Below are 17,294 nucleotides of genomic sequence, written 5' to 3'. Positions count from 1 at the left end.
CGTTCAGCCTGTGCATGGACAACGGCATCGACATGCGCGTGTTCGGCATGGAGCCCTCGGGCAATGTCACCCGGGCCCTGCTCGGCGAAACCATGGGCACCCCGGGCCCGCGCGGCGCGTCACGCGGTGACCAGGGTGCCCATGGTTTCGCCGAGCAGGGCCCGGGTGACATTGCCCGAGGGCTCCATGCCGAACACGCGCATGTCGATGCCGTTGTCCATGCACAGGCTGAACGCGGTGGAGTCCACGACCTTCAGGCCCTGCTGCAGCGCGTCGATGTAGGTGATGTGGTCGAGTCTGGTGGCGTCCGCGTCGGTCCGCGGGTCGGCCGTGTAGACACCGTCGACGCCGTTCTTCGCGACGAGCACCTCGCTGGCACCGATCTCGAGGGCGCGCTGGGCGGCGACGGTGTCGGTGGAGAAGTAGGGCAGTCCCGCGCCCGCTCCGAAGATGACCACGCGCCCCTTCTCGAGGTGACGCACCGCGCGGCGCGGGATGTAGGGCTCGGCGACCTGGGTCATCGAGATGGCGGACTGCACGCGGGTGGCCGCGCCGGCCTGCTCGAGGAAGTCCTGGAGCGCCAGGGAGTTCATCACGGTGCCGAGCATGCCCATGTAGTCGGCGCGACCGCGGTCCATGCCGCGCTGGCTCAGCTCGGCACCGCGGAAGAAGTTGCCACCGCCGACGACGATCGCGATCTCGACGCGATCCACCGCCTCGGCGATCTCGCGGGCGATCTGACTGACGATGTCGGGGTTGACGCCCAGCTGGCCTCCTCCGAACGCCTCTCCCGACAGCTTGAGCAGTACGCGGCGTCGCTTGGTGGCTTGATCGTTCACGTGTGGTGTCCTCTCGTCTTGAACAAACTATCGCCCCTCCCGCGGCGACCGATATGCACGGAACGACAGAACCGTTCGGCGCGCAGCGCGGGCAGGGAAAAGGCCCGGGATGCCGTGGCATCCCGGGCCTCAGGACAGACTCTCGTCCCGTCTCGGAGGGCGGTCCCTGAGCCTGTCGAAGGGTTACGCGCCGACCTTGAAGCGCGCGAAGTCGGTCAGCGTGAGACCGGCGTCGGACGCGACCTTGGCGACGGACAGCTTGTTGTCCTTCGCGTAGTCCTGGTCGAGCAGGGCGACCTGCTTGAAGAACGCGTTGACGCGACCCTCGACGATCTTGGGCAGGGCGGCCTCGGGCTTGCCCTCGTTGCGCGAGATCTCGGTGACGATCTCGCGCTCCTTCTCGACGTCGGCCTCGGGCACGGCGTCGCGGGTGAGGTACGAGGGGTTGGCGAACGAGATGTGCTGCGCGATCGAGCGAGCGGTCTCGGCGTCGTCACCGGTGTAGGCGAGCACCACGCCGACCTGCGGGGGCAGGTCCTTGCTGGTCTTGTGCAGGTAGACCTCGAACTTCTCGCCCGAGATGGTGCGGACGCGACGGAGCTCGACCTTCTCGCCGATGATCGCGGCCTCGTCCGAGATGAGCTGCTCGACGGTCTTGTCGTCGGCGTCGGCGGCCAGGGCGGCCTCGACCGAGTCCGCGGAAACGGCGGCGGCCGCGTCGACGACCTTGTCGGCCAGAGCGATGAAGCGCTCGTTCTTGGCGACGAAGTCGGTCTCGCAGGCGAGCTCGAGCAGGGTGACGGAGCCGGCGTTCTCGCGCGCGACGACGAGTCCCTCGCTGGTCGAACGGTCGGCACGCTTGGCGTTGCCCTTGGCGCCCTTGAGGCGCAGGATCTCAACGGCCTTGTCGACGTCGCCGTCGGCCTCTTCGAGCGCCTTCTTGGTGTCGACCATGCCGGTGCCGAGCTGCTCGCGCAGCGCCTTGATGTCGGCGATCGTGAAGTTTGCCATGGTGTGGCGGTCTCCTTGTCGTTTGCGTTCTAGATGTGAGCCCGGCGGGGCCGTGTCACCCCTGAAAAGGGGCGGTCACGACCCCGCCGGATCGTAGCCTGTGCGGGTGACCGGCCGTTCACCGGACGGTGACGCGGCGGTCGCGCGGCTTACTTGCTGTCGGTGGCCTCTGCCTCGGCGGCGGGAGCCTCGGTCGACTCGGCGGCCGGAGCCTCCTCGGTCGACGCGGCGGCCGGAGCCTCGGTCGACTCGGCGGGGGTCTCGAGCAGCTCGCGCTCCCACTCGGCGAGGGGCTCGGCGGCCTCTTCCTCACCGGCGGGCTGGTGACGCTGGATCAGACCCTCGGCCGCGGCGTCGGCGATGATGCGCGTGAGCAGGCTCACCGAGCGGATCGCGTCGTCGTTGCCGGGGATCGGGTACTGGAACTCGTCGGGGTCGGCGTTGGTGTCGAGGATGCCGATCACGGGGATGCCGAGCTTCTTGGCCTCGTCGACGGCGAGGTGCTCGCGCTTGGCGTCGACGACCCAGATCGCCGAGGGGGTCTTCTGCAGGTTGCGGATACCGCCGAGCGACTTGTGCAGCTTGTCGAGCTCGCGCTTCTTGAGCAGCAGCTCCTTCTTGGTGAAGCCGCTCTCGGCCGGGTTCTCGTAGTCGAGCTCCTCGAGCTCCTTCATGCGGGCGAGGCGCTTCGACACCGTCTGGAAGTTGGTGAGAAGGCCACCGAGCCAGCGCTGGTTGACGTAGGGCTGGCCCACGCGCGTCGCCTGCTCGGCGAGGACTTCCTGCGCCTGCTTCTTGGTGCCGACGAAGAGGATGGTGCCGCCGTGCGCGACGGTCTCCTTGACGAACTCGTACGCCTTGTCGATGTAGCCCAGCGACTGCTGCAGGTCGATGATGTGGATGCCCGAGCGCTCGGTGAGGATGAAGCGCTTCACCTTCGGGTTCCACCGGCGGGTCTGGTGTCCGAAGTGAACGCCGCTGTCGAGCAGCTGGCGGATGGTGACGACGGCCATGGTCGTACTCCTGGTTCTGGGCGCTCGCGCGCCGTGGTTGTGGTTGTTCACGCCGGACGGACCGTCCGACGAGCCTGGTGCCCGGCGCACACCCGCCACCCGCCGGAGCGGAGGACCATGGGGTGTGGATGCCGCGCGGTGCGGCTTCTGCGAAGAAGACGCGGTGCGCTCTGGGCACGCGGAGTCATCCCGACATGCGGAATGCATCACTCAGCATACAGGACGCCTCCTCCCGCCCGCGTGTGTGTCGGGCGTCCGTGTGGACAGGGCCCGGTTCGCGTCCGGCCGTGGGCAGACTGCCCGCATGAGTCCGGCATCCACTCTCCTCCGTCTCGGAGCCGGCGCCCTCGCCGCGCTGCTCGCGTTCTCGCCCTCCACCGCCGGCGGCGCCGACCCGCTCGCCCCGCGCCGATGGACGTGGCCGGTGACGCCGGTGCGGATCGTGCAGCCCTTCGTGGCCCCCGCGCACGAATACGGCGCAGGGCACCGGGGGCTGGATCTCGATGACGGTGATGGAGCGGTGCGCTCGCCCGCCGACGGACGCGTGGCCTTCGCGGGTCCGGTGGCGGGGCGCAGCGTGCTGACCATCGATCACGGCGACGGGTTGGTCTCGTCGTTCGAGCCCGTCGACACCGAGCTGGAGGTCGGCGCTGCCGTACGTCGGGGGCAGATCGTGGCGCGCGTGGGGGTCGGCGGCCACACCGCACCCGGGGAGCTGCACGTCGGGGTCCGCCTCGAGGGTGAGTACATCAATCCGCTGCGACTGCTCGGTGGTGTGCCGAGGGCCGTGCTGCTGCCCTGCTGCTGAAGGAGCGTTCCCGGCGGCTGCTAGCGAATCTGGTTGCCCCGACCCTCGACGGTCGCCGACCCGACGCCGAGCCCCGACTGCACGACGTTGTCCTGTCCGCGCACCACGACCGCAGCGATCGCGCCGTCGGCCTGGACCGTGGCGCGGTCCCCGGACACATCCACGCTCGTCATCGCGGCCGAGGAGGTGACGCTGTCGTCGTTGCCCTGGACGGTGAGCGTGTCGACCGCGGCCGTCGTGACGCTCAGGCGGTCTCCCGACAGACGGAGCGTGCCGATGGTCGCACCCGTGGCATCCACCGTCAGCGCCGAGCCCGACACCGTGACCTCGGTGCACGTGCCGACGAGCGTGAAGGCCTGCTCGGACCCCGAGAGGCTCTGTGATCCCCCGTCACCGCACGAGACGGTCCCGTCGGAGGCCGAGGGGGCCGCCCCGGTGACCTGGGGTGACGGAGAAGCGCTTCGCGAGGGAGCGGGAAGCGCCGCGGAAGGGGTCGGGCTCGCGGCGGCGGGCGCGCCGGGTGGCAGGCGGGTCTCGACCGGTCGAGGCGCGAGAGCGCATCCCGAGACGGCCGCCGCGAGCAAGACGGCGCCGACCAGCGCGGTGACGAGACGACGGGCTTCCACGCGCTCACGCTACGGGGCGGAAGGACTCGGCGCCAGGCCGACCGAGGCGTCTCGGCGTGAGGCGCGGGGGTGGGCGGCATTCCATGCGCGAGCGTCCCGGCGTCAGGCGCGGGGGTGGGCGAGCCGGTAGGCGTCGCGCAGCCGCTCGGTCGAGACGTGCGTGTAGATCTGGGTGGTGCCCAGGCTCGCGTGCCCCAGGATCTCCTGGACCGTGCGCAGATCGGCCCCGCCGTCGAGGAGGTGGGTCGCCGCCGAGTGCCGCAGCGCGTGGGGTCCCAGAGCGTCGACGCCGATGGAGTCGCCGACGGTGCGCGTGACCAGCAGGTGCACGGCGCGCGATCCGACCCGACCGCCGCGGGCTCCCAGGAAGACGGCCCGCGATGCCGTGCCGCGGGATCTCGACGGGGACGTGTCGGCCGTGACGTCGGTGCGCGCCGCCCGCAGCACGGGTCTGCCCCGCACCAGGTACGCCTGCAGCGCGCGCTCGGCGGGAACGCCGAAGGGCACGACCCGTTCTTTGTCGCCCTTGCCCCGCAGCCGCACCGTGAGGCGTTCGTGGTCGACGTCGTCGAGGTCGAGTCCGCAGATCTCGGACACCCGCGCGCCGGAGCCGTAGAGCATCTCGAGCAGGGCGTGGTCGCGGAGCGCGATCGGATCGCCGTCGCGCGCCGCTTCTTCCGCGGAGCGGAGGACGGATGCCAGGGTGTCGGCCGTTGCGACCGACGGGAGCGTCCGTCCGCGTTTGGGCGAGACCAGGCGCAAAGACACATCGGCGTCGAGGATGCCCTCGTCCTTCGCCCATGCGAAGAACCCGCGCACGCTCGAGATCCGCCGCGCCGCCGTGGACTTCGCCTGGCCCGCCTTGCTGGCCTGCCATTGCCACTCGCGAAGCTCGTCGAGGTCGACCGCGTCGAGAGCCGGATCGCCCAGATGGCTCACGAGGTCGGCGAGGTCGGAACGGTACGCGCGGACCGTCGCCGGCGAGAGGCGTCGCACGTCCGAGAGGTGGGCGAGGTAACCCTCGACGGCCTCGGATGCGCGCATGGCACCAGCCTGCGGGCTGCGATCGCGGATCGTCGCCGACACGCGCGGAGGCCGTCATCTCCCCCGCCCCCGCCCTGCGTTGCGGGGCGTGCGCCAGCCGCCGCCGTCGTCGCGCTCGACGCGCCCCTCGAGCTCCGCGAAACCCAGCAGAACCGCCGCTTCGTCGACCGCCATGCCGCTGCGGCGCGCGACCTCGTCCACACCGCGCGCCACGCGCGAGGAGAGGGCGTCGAGGACCCTCGGGGTGTCGTCGGTGCGCTCGCCTGCGCGGTGGACGGCCGCCCGGGGTTCGCGGCCTGTCGCGCTGTCCGCAGCGGCTGTCGGCGCTCTCGTCGGAGACGCACCGGTGCGGCCCGTTGCTCGCCCACCCGGCGGAGCGACATCGCTCGGCGCGCCGCGGGCGCCGCTGTCCTGCGGCGATCCCGTGCCCCCGACCATCGGGCCCTCGCCCACCGGTGCCACCTCGAACATCTCGAGCACGTCCTGCGACGACGTCACGCATGCCCCTCCGAACTCGCGGAGGACGCGGTGACACCCCGCGGAGGCGGCGCTGGTGATCGGTCCCGGCACGGCTCCGAGGGCCCGTCCCAGACTCGCGGCGTGAGCAGCGGTGTTCAACGACCCGCTCCGCCAGCCCGCCTCGACGACGACCACGGCATCCGCCATCGCCGCGATCATCCTGTTGCGCGCGAGGAACCTCCACTTCGTGGGCGCCGTCCCGCAGGCGACCTCGCTATACACGGCCCCCGCATCGACGATGCGCGCGAGCATCACCTCGTGCCCACGGGGATAGGCGCGATCGACGCCACCGGCGAGGAAGGCCACCGTGTTCCCACCCGCGCTCAACGCGGCGCGGTGCGCCGCCCCGTCGATGCCGTAGGCCGCGCCCGAGACGATCGTCACCCCCGCGGCGGCGAGTTCCGCCGCGAGATCCGAGGCCACGCCCTCTCCGTACGCCGTCGACGCCCGGGCACCGACGAGGGCCACGGCGGAACGTCGCGATGCGTCCACACGCCCGCGGCACCACAGGGCGACGGGGGCGTGCGGGCCCAGATCGTCGAGTCCGCGCGGCCATGCGGCATCGCCGGGACGCAGCAGGCGCGCCCCGCAGCGACGCGCGGCGTCGAGCGCCTCGTCGATCGCATCGGGACGCAGGCGCGGCATCCACCTGGCCCGGGCCCGGCGGAGTTCGTCGCTGTCGTCACCGACGGCGGTGCGGAGCGCCTCGAGCGGGCCGCGGGCGGCGATCAGCGCCCCCGCTTCGCTGTCGCCGGGCTCGATCAGAACGCTCCAGACCGCGCGGGCGAGCGCACCGAGCGGGTCCGACTCATCGACGGCGCGGAGCCCCCGCAGGGCTGCCCGCGCGGCGCCCTCGTCGCGCAGCGCGGGGATCACGCCGCCGCTCCGCGACGCAGGAACAGCGCCCGGCCGACGTCATCGCGCGACAGCAGATCGTGCCCCGCGATGTCCGCGACGGTCCACGCGACCCGGAGCAGGCGGTCGTAGCCGCGCAGGGTCAGTACCCCGCGGCGCAGGGCGAGATCGAGGGGTTCCACGACGTCGGCGGAGGGAGCCGCCGGTCCGCGCAACCAGGTGCCCGGGACGTCGGCGTTACGGCGCCAGGGCGTGTCGCTCCAGCGGGCCGCCGCCCGTCGACGAGCGGATGCCACCACCTCGCGCGCCTGCGCGGTACTCACCGATCGCGTGTCACCGTCTCGGCGTGCCGACGACACCCTGTTCAACCGGAGATCGATGTCGATCCGGTCGAGCAGCGGGCCGGACAAGCGGCGCGTATAGCGACGGATGGCCTGCGGCGCGCACTCGCACATTCCGCCGGGGACGCCGTGCTGTCCGCACGGGCACGGGTTGGTCGCCACCACCAGCTGGAACCGCGCCGGGTAGGTCGCGGCGACGCCCGAACGATGCAGGTGGATGGTGCCGCTCTCGAGCGGCTGCCGCAGCGCGTCGAGCACCGACGCCGGGAACTCCCCGCCCTCGTCGAGGAACAGCACCCCCTCGCTGGCACGTGCGATCGCGCCGGGGCGGATCACTCCCGAACCTCCGCCGATGAGCGCCGCTGCCGTCGCCCCGTGATGCGGGCTCTCGAACGGAGGAACGCGCGAGAGACGCGTGACCGTCTCGCCCGACAGGGACCGCACGGAGGCGACCGCGAGGGCCGCATCGTCGTCGAGGGGCGGCAGGATGCCGGGGAGCCGGCGTGCGAGCATCGTCTTGCCCGCGCCGGGGGGACCGCTCATCAGAACGTGGTGACCGCCCGCCGCCGCCACGACCAGGGCGTCCACGGCCTCGGGCTGACCGACCACGTCGCCGAGCTCGAGAGCGACGTCCTCGGACGCGGACGACGTCGCGGCGGCGACCGGCGCGAGATCGGGTGCGTCCGAGACTCCGCCGTGCCACCGCACCACCTCGGCCAGACACGTGGCGGCGAAGACCTCGACGCCGTCGACGAGGGTCGCCTCGTCGGCGTTCGCCGCCGGCACGACGACGCGCGCGAGACCGGCGCGGTGCGCGGCGACGACGGCGGGCAGGACTCCCGGGACCGGCCTCAGCCGCCCATCGAGCCCCAGTTCGCCGATGTGCACCGTGCCGGCAACGTGGGCGGCATCCATCCGCGACGTCGTCGCGAGAGCGGCGACGGCGATCGCCACATCGAACCCCGAACCGCGCTTGGGAAGACTCGCCGGCGACAGGTTGACCGTGATCCGGCGCTTGGGGAGGTCGAGACCGCGGTTCGCGCACGCGTTGCGCACCCGTCGCCCCGCCTCGCCCAGGGCTTTGTCGGCGAGGCCGATGATCGAGAACTCCGGCGTCTGCGACGACACGTCCGCCTCGACCTCGACGAGATCGCCGCGCAGCCCCGTCAGGGCGACGGCCCAGGTTCGCGACACGCTCACAGGGCGTCCTCGAGGTGCTCGAGCCGCGCGGTTCGGGCGTCGGGCCCGACGAGGCCGACCGCGTCGATGCGCAGGCGTCGCCCGCGGGCGAGATCGGGGTGGGCGGCGAGCCACGCCATGGCGAGCCGCCACAGCCGCGCGGCCTTGCGCTTGTCGATCGCCTCGAAGGGGTGCCCGTACAACTCGCTGCGGCGCGTCTTCACCTCGACGACGACGAGCGTGTCGTCGCGTTCGGCGATGACGTCGATCTCGCCCTGAGGGCACCGCCAGTTGCGCGCGATGATGCGGTAGCCGTCGCCGATGAGATGGGCGACGGCGCGGTCCTCTCCGGCTCTGCCGAAGTCGTCTTTCGCTGCCATGCCCGAGAGCGTGACAGTCGCGTCACGAGGCGCGCTGACCTGCGCCGTCCATCCGTGGAGAAACCGGCCGATGCCCCGGATGGGGAGGAGGCGTCAGTTGTCGAGGGACAGCTCGTCGGGCAGCTGGAAGTCGTGCCGCGACAGCTCTTCGACGTTGACGTCCTTGAACGTCAGCACACGGACCGACTTGACGAAGCGGTCGGCGCGGTAGATGTCCCAGACCCACACGTCGGTCATCGAGATCTCGAAATAGAAGTCGTGCTCGGTGTCACGGCGCACGACGTTGACGTCGTTGGCGAGGTAGAACCGGCGCTCGGTCTCGATCACGTAGGTGAACTGGCGCACGACATCGCGGTACTCGCGGTACAGGGCCAGTTCGAGTTCGCGGTCGTAGTCCTCGAAGACGTCGTCATCCATGGTGCCTCCATCCTAGGCGGGCGCGCTCCCGTGGGTCGCACGGACCCCGCGCCCGGGCGCGCCGACGACAGAGGCGGTCAGAAGAGGGTCGGCGCCGCCGCGATGGCCCACGAGTGACGGTGGTGGACGCTCATGCCGTGCGTCGAGATCGCGTCGCGGTGATCCACGCTCGCGTATCCCTTGTTGCGCGCCCATCCGTACGCGGGCAGGTCCTCGTGCAGACCCGTCATGAGGGTGTCACGGGCGACCTTGGCGATGACGGATGCCGCGGCCGCACTCGCGCAGTCCCGGTCGGCCTTGACGATGGGCGTGACGGTCAGACCGGACTCCCCCGCCGGGGTGATGTAGTCGTGGTTGCCGTCCAGGATCACCAGCGCCTCTTCGGGGACGACGCCGTGGGCGCGCAGATCGGCGATCGCACGGACCGCCGCGAGCCCGAGGGCGCGGATGATCCCGATCTCGTCGATCTCGACCGAACTCGCCCAGCCCACGGCGCTGTGCTGTACGAAGGCGGCCGCGCGGGCGGCGACGTCGGGTCGGCGCGCCTCGGGGACGAGCTTGGAGTCGCGGAGGCCGGCGGGGACGCGCTTTCGCGAGCGGACCGGATCGATCACGGCCGCACCGACGGCCACCGGTCCCGCGAGGGCGCCGCGACCGACCTCGTCGCACGCGATGATGATCGCGTGCTGCTTGAGCGCGCGGCGTTCGAAGGCGAGGGTGGGTTCGATCACTTCGCCGCCGGAGCGGGGACCCCCGCGAACACCTCGTGGTGGAAGTCGATGAGTCCGAAGCGGTCGAACGGCCAGGTGATGACGAAGGCGCGACCCACGACGTTCGCGACCGGGACGAACCCCTTGGTCGGCTGGTCCTGGTTGTAGCGCGAGTCGCGCGAGCTGTTGCGATTGTCGCCCAGCACCCACAGCGAGTCGTGGGGGACGGTGACGTCGTACGGCACCGGCGACGGCGCCGTGGCCCCCGGGGCCAGCCGGACGTAGCTCTCGTCGATGGGCACGTCGTTGACCGTCGTCTGCCCCAGCGCGTTGCAGCAGACGACGTGATCGCCCTCGACGCCGATGACGCGCTTGATGAGGTGGTCGTCGCTGTCGGGCGCGGCGAGACCGAAGAGCGACAGCACCCAGTCCACGCCCTCGGAGATCGGCGATCCGGCCTGCGCGGCGGGCTGGGCATCGAGCCACCCGCCCGGGTCGCGGAAGACCACGACGTCGCCCCGCTCGTATGAGCCGAAGCGGGGGGTCAGCTCGTCGACCAGGATGCGGTCCTTCACCAGGAGCGTGTTCTCCATCGACGCCGAGGGGATGTAGAACGAACGCACCACGAACGTCTTCACCAGGAACGACACCAGGAGGGCGATCACGACGATCACGAGGAGGTCGCGGAAGAAGGCGCCCCATCCGCGGCGACGCCGCCCGGTGGGAGTGGATGCCGCGGCATCCGGAGTGGAGGCGGTCTGGTCGCTCATGTGTTCCTTCGTCGGGTCGCCCGCGCATCGGGAAACCGCACGAACCAGGGTCGCACACCCGGGGCGGATGCCGTGACCGTGACGCCGCGAAAACGCCGAACGCCCCGCGGGTGAGACCCACGGGGCGTTCGAGAGAGCCGACTCAGCGGTCGCGCTTCTCCTTGATCTTGGCCTTCTTGCCGCGGAGGCTGCGCAGGTAGTACAGCTTGGCGCGACGCACGTCACCGCGCGTGACGACCTCGATGTGGTCGATCACGGGGCTGTGGACCGGGAAGGTGCGCTCGACGCCGACCTGGAAGCTGACCTTGCGGACGCAGAAGGTCTCGCGCACGCCGTCGCCCGAGCGGCCGATGACGACGCCCTGGAACACCTGGATACGCGAGCGGTTGCCTTCGGTGATGTTGACGTGCACCTTGACGGTGTCGCCGGGGGCGAAGGCGGGGATGTCGGAGCGCAGCGAGGCTGCGTCGACGGAGTCGAGGATCTGCATGATCGTCACTTCCTGCGACCGCCACAGGTCGATCGCACGATAAAAGGGGAAAAGGTGAGGCGTACCCGAGGCCGCGGGATGCGGCGGACTCCCCTGAGGCAGAGCCGGTCAGGGCACAAGCGTCCATTCTGCCACGGCGACCCCGAGCCGGCAAAACGAGCCGGCGGCGCACGTCTCAGTCGGGCCGTCGCACCTCGGACACGACGATCACGTCGCCGTCCGACCGTCCCGTGGGGCGCTCCGTGGGCTGCTCGCGCACCGGCGGGATGTACGCCGTGCCGTCCGACGCGTGCAGGACCGTCACCGCGCCGCGCGCTTCGTTCCACAGCTGTGAAAGCGACGACCAGAACAGCACGAGCGCACCCACCACCGACAGCACGAGAAGCGGGAAGAAGACGCGCGAGTCGAAGAACCCCAGCGCCACGATCACCGCCTGCCACAACGCGACCCCCGCCGCATCCCGCCACGACACGGCACGCATCGAGCGCACCGCGGCCCGCGCCCGGATGAGGAAGGCGATCAACAGCTGCGACACAAAAACCGTCGGCATGGCCACGAAGAGCCAGAGCAACGCCCACCCGCTCCCGCCCGAGAAGACGATCCAGCCGACGAACAGCCACAGCGGCAGAACGAACGCGGCCGGGAACAGCCAACGGAGGAACAATCGGCGCAGCACCATGGGCCGATGCTATGACCCGTCGATGTGCGGCTCCTTTGAGAACGCCATGACCTGGACGTCCGGCATCCATGGGCGAGAATGGAAGTCCGACCGAGAGGATCCCCCCATGATCGAACTGCGTACGCCGGCCGAGATCGACGCGATGCGCCCGGCGGGGCGCTTCGTCGCGGAGGTGCTCGCCACGCTGCGCGACGAGACCAAGGTGGGCACGAACCTGTTGCACCTCGACCGCCGCGCTCACGACATGATCCGGAAAGCGGGCGCCGAGTCCTGCTACATCGACTACCACCCCTCGTTCGGCGCGAGCCCGTTCGGCAAGGTGCTGTGCACCTCGATCAACGACGCCGTCCTGCACGGGCTCCCCCACGACTACGCGCTGCGCGACGGCGACCTCGTCTCGCTCGATTTCGCGGCGTCGGTGGACGGGTGGGTCGCCGATTCGGCGGTGTCGTTCGTCGTCGGCACGCCCCGTGACGAGGACCTCGCGCTGATCGACACGACGCAGCGCGCTCTGGCCGCCGCGATCGACGCCGCCACCGTCGGGCACAAGATCGGCGACATCTCGGCCGCCGTCGCCGCCGTCGCCCGCGCCGAAGGGCTGAGCATCAACACCGACTTCGGTGGACACGGCGTCGGACGCACCATGCACGGCGATCCGCACGTCGCCAACGACGGCAAGGCCGGCCGCGGATACCCCCTGCGCGCGGGCCTGGTCGTCGCGCTCGAGCCATGGTTCCTGCAGACCACCGACGAGCTGGTCACCGACCCCGACGGCTGGACGCTGCGCAGCGTCGACGGCTCGCGCGGAGCCCACTCCGAGCACACCGTCGCGATCACCGCCGACGGGCCGATCGTGCTCACGGACCGCTCGTTCCTCGGCGTCGACTGACCCTCGGTATCCCGGATGCCGCGGCCCCCCGGGTCGCGGCATCCGTCGTCTGCGGGGTGCGCCCACCCCGTGACGACGGCGGACGCGTCAGTCGGCGAGCAGGTCGGGTCGGCGCACGCGCGTGCGCTCCACCTGCTGCTCGCGACGCCAGGACGCGATGGCCCCGTGGTTGCCGCTCAGCAGGATCGACGGGACCTCGCGCTCACGCCAGACGGCGGGCTTGGTGAACGAGGGGTACTCCAGCAGTCCGTCCTCGTGGGACTCCTCGACGAGGCTCTCGGGGTTGCCGACGACGCCGGGGACGAGACGTCCGATGGCCTCGACCATCGCCATGACGGCCACCTCGCCGCCGTTCAGCACATAGTCTCCGAGCGAGAGCAACCGGACGTCGCCGAGTTCGGCGGCGTAATCGAACACGCGCTCGTCGATGCCCTCGTATCGACCGCACCCGAAGACCAGGTGCGGAGCGGTCGACAGCTCGCGGGCGGTCGACTGGGTGAACCGCTCCCCCGCCGGGGAGGGGAAGACGATGATGGGCCGCTCGTCGGCATCCCCGACGACGTCGTCGAGAGCTTCGCCCCAGGGCTCGGGCTTCATCACCATGCCGGCGCCGCCCCCGTACGGGGTGTCGTCGACCGTGCGATGACGATCGTGCGTGTAGTCGCGCAGATCGTGGACGTTCACGGTGAGCAGCCCGCTCTGCCGGGCCTTGCCGAGAAGAGAGACCTCGAGCGCGTCGAAGATCGTCGGGAAGATCGACACGACGTCGATGCGCACGTCAGTCCTCGCGGTCGATGGCGGCGGCGGGGGTCTCGTCGGTCGCGTCGTCGTCGGTCGCGTCGTCCGCGGTGGGCGCCGGCTCGTCGTCGGGCTCCGCCGGCAGGTCTTCGAAAAGGCCGGACGGCGGCGTGACCACCACGCGTCCCGCGGCGATGTCGACCTCGGGGACGATGGCGCTGACGAAGGGGACGAGCACCTCACGGTCGTCGCCCGTGGGCTTGACGATGAGCAGGTCCTGCGCCGGGAAGTGATCGACACGGGCGACGCGCCCGATGACCACGCCGTCACGGACGACGTCGAGGCCGACGAGCTGGTGGTCGTACCAGGCGTCGTCTTCGGCGGGAGCAGCCTCGGTGTCCTGGTCGATCCAGAGGATCGCCTTCACGAGTTCTTCGGCGGCGGTGCGATCGTCGACGCCCTCGAAGAAGACGACGGGGTGGGAGTTCATCCAGCGGAACTCGCGAACCGTCAGCTCGCGGCCATGCCACGGCGAGGACTCGGGGACCTGCAGGGTGAACGTGCTCCCCGGCACGAAACGGCCGTCCGGATCGTCGGTGTACAGCTCGAGCTTGAACGCACCCTTCAGGCCGTGCGCCTTGACGAGGCGACCGACACGGAGCTGGGTCTTGGCGGGCTGGGCGCCCGCGGAGTCACCGGTCGCCATCAGTCGTCGGCGACGTCGACGCGCACGCGGCGGCCGTCGGCGAGAGCGGAGATGAGCGTACGCAGTGCCTTGGCGGTGCGTCCACCGCGCCCGATCACGCGACCCCGGTCATCGGGGTGCACGCGCACCTCCAGCACCTCTCCGCGAGGAGACGAGCTGGTACGGATGGTCACGGCATCGGGGTGATCGACGATCCCCTTGACGACGTGCTCGAGCGCGGTGGACAACACGGGAATTACTCGGCCGAGGTCTCGGCGGCGTCCTCAGCGGGCGCCTCGGCGGGAGCGTCGGCCTTCTTCTCGGCCTTCGGCTTGACGACCGACTTCTTCGAGGCGTCGGCCTCGAAGGCGGCCTTGGGCTCGCGGACCTTGACGGTCGACACGGCGTCCTTGTCGCCCTTGAACTTGCCCCAGTCGCCCGTGAGCTTGAGGATGGCGGCGACCTGCTCGGTGGGCTGTGCGCCGACCGACAGCCAGTACTGCGCGCGCTCCGAGTCGACCTCGATGAACGAGGGCTCCTCGGTGGGGTGGTACTTGCCGATCTCTTCGATGACACGACCGTCGCGCTTGGTGCGCGAGTCGGCGACGACGATGCGGTAGTAGGGCGCGCGGATCTTTCCGAGGCGCTTGAGACGGATCTTGACAGCCACGATGACTCCTGATGATGAAGATGAACGAACCGGTCGCCTGGAGCGTGGGGTGCACACCCGGCGGAAGCTCAAAAGGGTGGACCGACACTGGATAGAGGGTCGAGTGGCGGGTCCAGCCCTCTATTCTGCCAGATCCCCGGGGCTCGACGTGACAGCGACGGTTCAACGACACGGACCGTCGCGCAGAGTAGCGGAGCGGCCCCCGCGAAAGGCTCCGTGTCAGACTGAGCCGCATGAGGCTGCCGTTCGCTCCGTCGACGCGTTCGTCCGTGGGTCTGGAGTGGGAGCTCATGCTCGCCGACCGCGAGACCGGCGATCTGGTTCCGCGCGCGCCCGAGATCCTCGACGAGGTCGAGGACAAGACCGCTCTCGAACGCTTCACCGTCACGGGCGAGCTGCTCACCAACACCGTCGAGGTCACCAGCGGCGTCGGACACACCGTCGCCGAGGCGGTCGACGACATCGGCGACGCCATCTGCGCGCTGCGCGAGCAGACCGAACCTCGCGGCCTCGAACTGCTGTGCGCCGGAAGCCACCCCTTCGCGCAGTGGTACGACCAGCAGGTCACCGACAAGACCCGCTATCACACGCTCATCGAGCGCACCCAGTGGTGGGGGCGCAACATGATGATCTGGGGCATCCACGTGCACATCGGCGTCGACGACGTCGAGAAGGTCATGCCGATCGTCAACGCGCTGACCGTGTACCTTCCCCACCTGCAGGCGTTGTCGGCATCCAGTCCGTTCTGGGCCGGGGACCGCACCGGTTACATGTCCAACCGCGCCCTGGTGTTCCAGCAGCTGCCGACAGCAGGGCTGCCCTGGCAGCTCGAAACGTGGGACGGTTTCGAAAGCTACCTCGACGACATGGTCCGCACCGGCGTCATGGCGGATGCCAGCGAGGTGCGCTGGGACATCCGTCCGGCGCCCAAGTGGGGCACGGTCGAGATCCGCGCGTGCGACGGAATGTCGACACTCCCCGAGCTCGCCGCCGTCGCCGCCCTCGCGCAGACCCTCGTCGAACACTTCTCGAGGCTTCTGGACGAGGGTCGGCCTCTTCCCGGTATCCCGCCCTGGTACGCCCGCGAGAACAAATGGCGCGCCGCACGCTACGGGCTCGACGCCCGCGTGATCGTCGATCGCGAAGGTACGCAGCGCCCGGTCGTCGAGCACCTGCGCGAGACGATGGAGGAGCTCGCCGGGATCGCCGTCGAACTGAAGTGCGCGCGCGAGTTCGCCAGTCTCGAGACGATCCTCGCCACCGGCGGCAGTTCGGCGAGGCAGATCGCGATCGCGGAGGCGGCCGACGGTGACCTGCGGGAGGTCGTGCAGCACCTGATCCGCGAGTTCCGGGGCGGGCCGACCCTGCGCGAGCACCTCGCCGCTCTGCGAGCCTGAGCCGGGTCCGCTCCGCGCGCGCTCATAGGTGGGTCTGCCTAGGATCACGTCATGACGAACGGACGGCGCCGATGGCCGCTCTTGCTCACGATCGCGGCGGCCGGCCTGCTGACGTTCACCGGGTGCGCGGCCGCGCCAGAGAGCAGCCCGACCCCGACGTTCATCGACCCCCTGGTGCACGCGACGGCGCAGCCCCCCACGCCGGCCCCCGCGCGCGTCGTCTCGCTCGGCGACTCCCTGATGTCGGGCTACAACCTGCCACCCGAGGAGGCCTGGCCCGTCCTGCTCGGCGCGCGCGCCCGCGTCGACCTCACCAACCTCGCCTGCCCCGGCATGGGCTTCGTCGTTCAGGGAAACTGCGGCACCTCGTACGCCGGATTCGTTCCGGCCGTCGCGGCCCTGCAACCGCAGCTGCTGATCGTGGAGAGCTCGAGCAACGACTTCTGGGAAGACGGCGACGAGATCCGCAGCGACACCGCCGACACCGTCGATCAGCTGCATGCCGCCGCTCCGGACGCGCGCATCGTGGGCCTCAGCACGATCTGGAACGACGACCCCGACGTGCCCGACGACACCGCCGTGACCTCGGACGCGCTGCGCGACGCCGTACAGGCGGTCGGCGGAACCTTCGTCGACGTCGGCCAGCCGCTGGCCGGCCACCCCGAATGGATGCAGGGAGACGACGTGCACCCCACGCAGCGCGGTCAGCGCGCGATCGAGCAGACCGTCATGTCGGCCCTGCAGGACGCGGGCGTTCTGCCCTGACGCGCGGGGAGCGGCCGCGCGCGACGAGGAGTCAGCCGCGACCCAGCATCTTCTGCAGCTCCGCGAGGTCGGCCTCGCTCGGCGCGTTCTTTCCCCCGAGACCGAAACCGGATCCGGTGGCCGGAGCCGATGCGGCGATACCGGCGTTCTCGGCCGCGCGCTTGGCCGGGTTGCCCGAGCGCGAGCCCTTCGCCTTCTGCTGCTTGCCGCGCTTCGACGAGGCGCCCGGCTTGCCGCCGACCGGACCCATGCCGGGGATGTTGGGCACACCGCCTCGGGCGACGGTCTTCATCATCTTGGCGGCCTGATCGAAACGCTGCACGAGCTGGTTGACGTCGGTGACGGTCATTCCCGAGCCCCGCGCGATGCGCAGGCGCCGTGAGCCGTTGAGGATCTTGGGGTTGCGGCGCTCGGCGAGGGTCATCGAGCGGATGATGGCCTCCGTGCGGTCGATCTCGCGCTCGTCGAA

General features: G+C 70.7%; 21 protein-coding genes and 2 pseudogenes. 5 read left to right on the top strand and 18 right to left on the bottom strand.

From position 1 onward, the window contains the following. A pseudogene (gene pyrH, locus QZ433_RS07545) lies at nucleotides 1-101 on the top strand (UMP kinase); the annotation flags it as partial. A gap of 18 nt (nucleotides 102-119) precedes the next feature. On the opposite strand, the gene pyrH (QZ433_RS07540) reads toward pyrH (QZ433_RS07545), so the two are convergent. The 3 genes from pyrH (QZ433_RS07540) to rpsB form a co-directional block, all read right to left on the bottom strand. Next, nucleotides 120-839 (bottom strand): UMP kinase, encoded by a 720-nt coding sequence (gene pyrH / locus QZ433_RS07540; RefSeq protein ID WP_295781432.1) that lies wholly within the window; start codon nucleotides 837-839, stop codon nucleotides 120-122. A gap of 183 nt (nucleotides 840-1,022) precedes the next feature. Further along, nucleotides 1,023-1,850 carry a translation elongation factor Ts gene (tsf, locus tag QZ433_RS07535; RefSeq protein ID WP_295781429.1) on the bottom strand — a complete coding sequence of 276 codons (828 nt, stop codon included), beginning with the start codon at nucleotides 1,848-1,850 and terminating at the stop codon, nucleotides 1,023-1,025. A gap of 149 nt (nucleotides 1,851-1,999) precedes the next feature. Next, entirely contained in the window at nucleotides 2,000-2,863 is an 864-nt protein-coding gene (gene rpsB / locus QZ433_RS07530; protein ID WP_295781427.1) for a 30S ribosomal protein S2, read from the bottom strand. Between the two features lie 304 nt (nucleotides 2,864-3,167). Between rpsB and QZ433_RS07525 the strand changes: the two genes are divergently transcribed. After that, entirely contained in the window at nucleotides 3,168-3,671 is a 504-nt protein-coding gene (locus tag QZ433_RS07525) for a M23 family metallopeptidase (RefSeq protein ID WP_295781425.1), read from the top strand. A 20-nt stretch (nucleotides 3,672-3,691) separates the two neighbouring features. On the opposite strand, the gene QZ433_RS07520 is transcribed toward QZ433_RS07525, so the two are convergent. The 10 genes from QZ433_RS07520 to QZ433_RS07475 form a co-directional block, all read right to left on the bottom strand. Continuing rightward, the gene (locus tag QZ433_RS07520; RefSeq protein ID WP_295781422.1) at nucleotides 3,692-4,297 is read right to left on the bottom strand and encodes a hypothetical protein; all 606 of its coding nucleotides are present in this window, start codon (nucleotides 4,295-4,297) and stop codon (nucleotides 3,692-3,694) included. 102 nt (nucleotides 4,298-4,399) lie between these two features. Then, entirely contained in the window at nucleotides 4,400-5,341 is a 942-nt protein-coding gene (locus tag QZ433_RS07515) for a tyrosine recombinase XerC (RefSeq protein ID WP_295781419.1), read from the bottom strand. A gap of 54 nt (nucleotides 5,342-5,395) precedes the next feature. Continuing rightward, nucleotides 5,396-6,733 (bottom strand): DNA-processing protein DprA, encoded by a 1,338-nt coding sequence (dprA, locus tag QZ433_RS07510; protein WP_295781436.1) that lies wholly within the window; start codon nucleotides 6,731-6,733, stop codon nucleotides 5,396-5,398. Continuing rightward, nucleotides 6,733-8,256, bottom strand: a complete 1,524-nt coding sequence (locus QZ433_RS07505; protein WP_295781416.1) for a YifB family Mg chelatase-like AAA ATPase — start codon at nucleotides 8,254-8,256, stop codon at nucleotides 6,733-6,735. The genes dprA and QZ433_RS07505 overlap by 1 nt, the downstream gene beginning before the upstream one ends. Beyond that, nucleotides 8,253-8,615, bottom strand: a complete 363-nt coding sequence (locus QZ433_RS07500) for a YraN family protein (protein WP_295781414.1) — start codon at nucleotides 8,613-8,615, stop codon at nucleotides 8,253-8,255. Before QZ433_RS07500 ends, QZ433_RS07505 begins: the two co-directional genes overlap by 4 nt. A 93-nt stretch (nucleotides 8,616-8,708) precedes the next feature. Continuing rightward, the gene (locus tag QZ433_RS07495; RefSeq protein WP_055836674.1) at nucleotides 8,709-9,032 is read right to left on the bottom strand and encodes a DUF2469 family protein; all 324 of its coding nucleotides are present in this window, start codon (nucleotides 9,030-9,032) and stop codon (nucleotides 8,709-8,711) included. Nucleotides 9,033-9,109: 77 nt separating this feature from the next. Next, a complete protein-coding gene (locus QZ433_RS07490) occupies nucleotides 9,110-9,763 on the bottom strand; it encodes a ribonuclease HII (protein ID WP_295781405.1) in 654 nt (217 codons plus the stop codon). Next, nucleotides 9,760-10,512, bottom strand: a complete 753-nt coding sequence (gene lepB, locus QZ433_RS07485; RefSeq protein WP_295781402.1) for a signal peptidase I — start codon at nucleotides 10,510-10,512, stop codon at nucleotides 9,760-9,762. The genes QZ433_RS07490 and lepB overlap by 4 nt, the downstream gene beginning before the upstream one ends. Before the next feature lie 142 nt (nucleotides 10,513-10,654). Continuing rightward, nucleotides 10,655-11,002 carry a 50S ribosomal protein L19 gene (gene rplS, locus QZ433_RS07480; protein WP_058231655.1) on the bottom strand — a complete coding sequence of 116 codons (348 nt, stop codon included), beginning with the start codon at nucleotides 11,000-11,002 and terminating at the stop codon, nucleotides 10,655-10,657. 175 nt (nucleotides 11,003-11,177) lie between these two features. Then, on the bottom strand, nucleotides 11,178-11,681 hold the full coding sequence (locus tag QZ433_RS07475; protein ID WP_295781396.1) for an MFS transporter permease: 504 nt from the start codon (nucleotides 11,679-11,681) through the stop codon (nucleotides 11,178-11,180). A 106-nt stretch (nucleotides 11,682-11,787) separates the two neighbouring features. Here QZ433_RS07475 and map point away from each other — a divergent pair, with 106 nt between their 5' ends. Further along, a complete protein-coding gene (gene map, locus QZ433_RS07470) occupies nucleotides 11,788-12,570 on the top strand; it encodes a type I methionyl aminopeptidase (RefSeq protein ID WP_295781393.1) in 783 nt (260 codons plus the stop codon). Nucleotides 12,571-12,657: 87 nt separating this feature from the next. On the opposite strand, the gene trmD is transcribed toward map, so the two are convergent. Genes trmD through rpsP form a run of 4 tightly spaced genes read right to left on the bottom strand, consistent with a single transcriptional unit; the run spans nucleotide 12,658 to nucleotide 14,663 of the window. After that, on the bottom strand, nucleotides 12,658-13,347 hold the full coding sequence (gene trmD, locus QZ433_RS07465) for a tRNA (guanosine(37)-N1)-methyltransferase TrmD (RefSeq protein WP_295781391.1): 690 nt from the start codon (nucleotides 13,345-13,347) through the stop codon (nucleotides 12,658-12,660). Between the two features lies 1 nt (nucleotide 13,348). After that, the gene (gene rimM, locus QZ433_RS07460; protein WP_295781390.1) at nucleotides 13,349-14,014 is read right to left on the bottom strand and encodes a ribosome maturation factor RimM; all 666 of its coding nucleotides are present in this window, start codon (nucleotides 14,012-14,014) and stop codon (nucleotides 13,349-13,351) included. After that, the gene (locus QZ433_RS07455; protein WP_295781387.1) at nucleotides 14,014-14,244 is read right to left on the bottom strand and encodes an RNA-binding protein; all 231 of its coding nucleotides are present in this window, start codon (nucleotides 14,242-14,244) and stop codon (nucleotides 14,014-14,016) included. Before QZ433_RS07455 ends, rimM begins: the two co-directional genes overlap by 1 nt. Before the next feature lie 5 nt (nucleotides 14,245-14,249). After that, nucleotides 14,250-14,663, bottom strand: coding sequence for a 30S ribosomal protein S16 (gene rpsP / locus QZ433_RS07450; RefSeq protein WP_116538114.1), 414 nt, complete (start codon nucleotides 14,661-14,663; stop codon nucleotides 14,250-14,252). 233 nt (nucleotides 14,664-14,896) lie between these two features. On the opposite strand from rpsP, the gene QZ433_RS07445 reads away from it, so the two are divergent. Then, the gene (locus QZ433_RS07445; RefSeq protein WP_295781383.1) at nucleotides 14,897-16,060 is read left to right on the top strand and encodes a glutamate--cysteine ligase; all 1,164 of its coding nucleotides are present in this window, start codon (nucleotides 14,897-14,899) and stop codon (nucleotides 16,058-16,060) included. A gap of 51 nt (nucleotides 16,061-16,111) precedes the next feature. Continuing rightward, nucleotides 16,112-16,825 (top strand): SGNH/GDSL hydrolase family protein, encoded by a 714-nt coding sequence (locus QZ433_RS07440; RefSeq protein ID WP_295781381.1) that lies wholly within the window; start codon nucleotides 16,112-16,114, stop codon nucleotides 16,823-16,825. Nucleotides 16,826-16,856: 31 nt separating this feature from the next. On the opposite strand, the pseudogene QZ433_RS07435 reads toward QZ433_RS07440, so the two are convergent. Next, nucleotides 16,857-17,294: pseudogene (locus QZ433_RS07435) on the bottom strand (signal recognition particle protein); the annotation flags it as partial.

Source organism: uncultured Microbacterium sp. (genome assembly GCF_913776565.1).
GTDB lineage: Bacteria > Actinomycetota > Actinomycetes > Actinomycetales > Microbacteriaceae > Microbacterium.
Note: the sequence above shows the minus strand (reverse complement) of the source record. Positions and strands in the feature narration are given on the sequence as shown.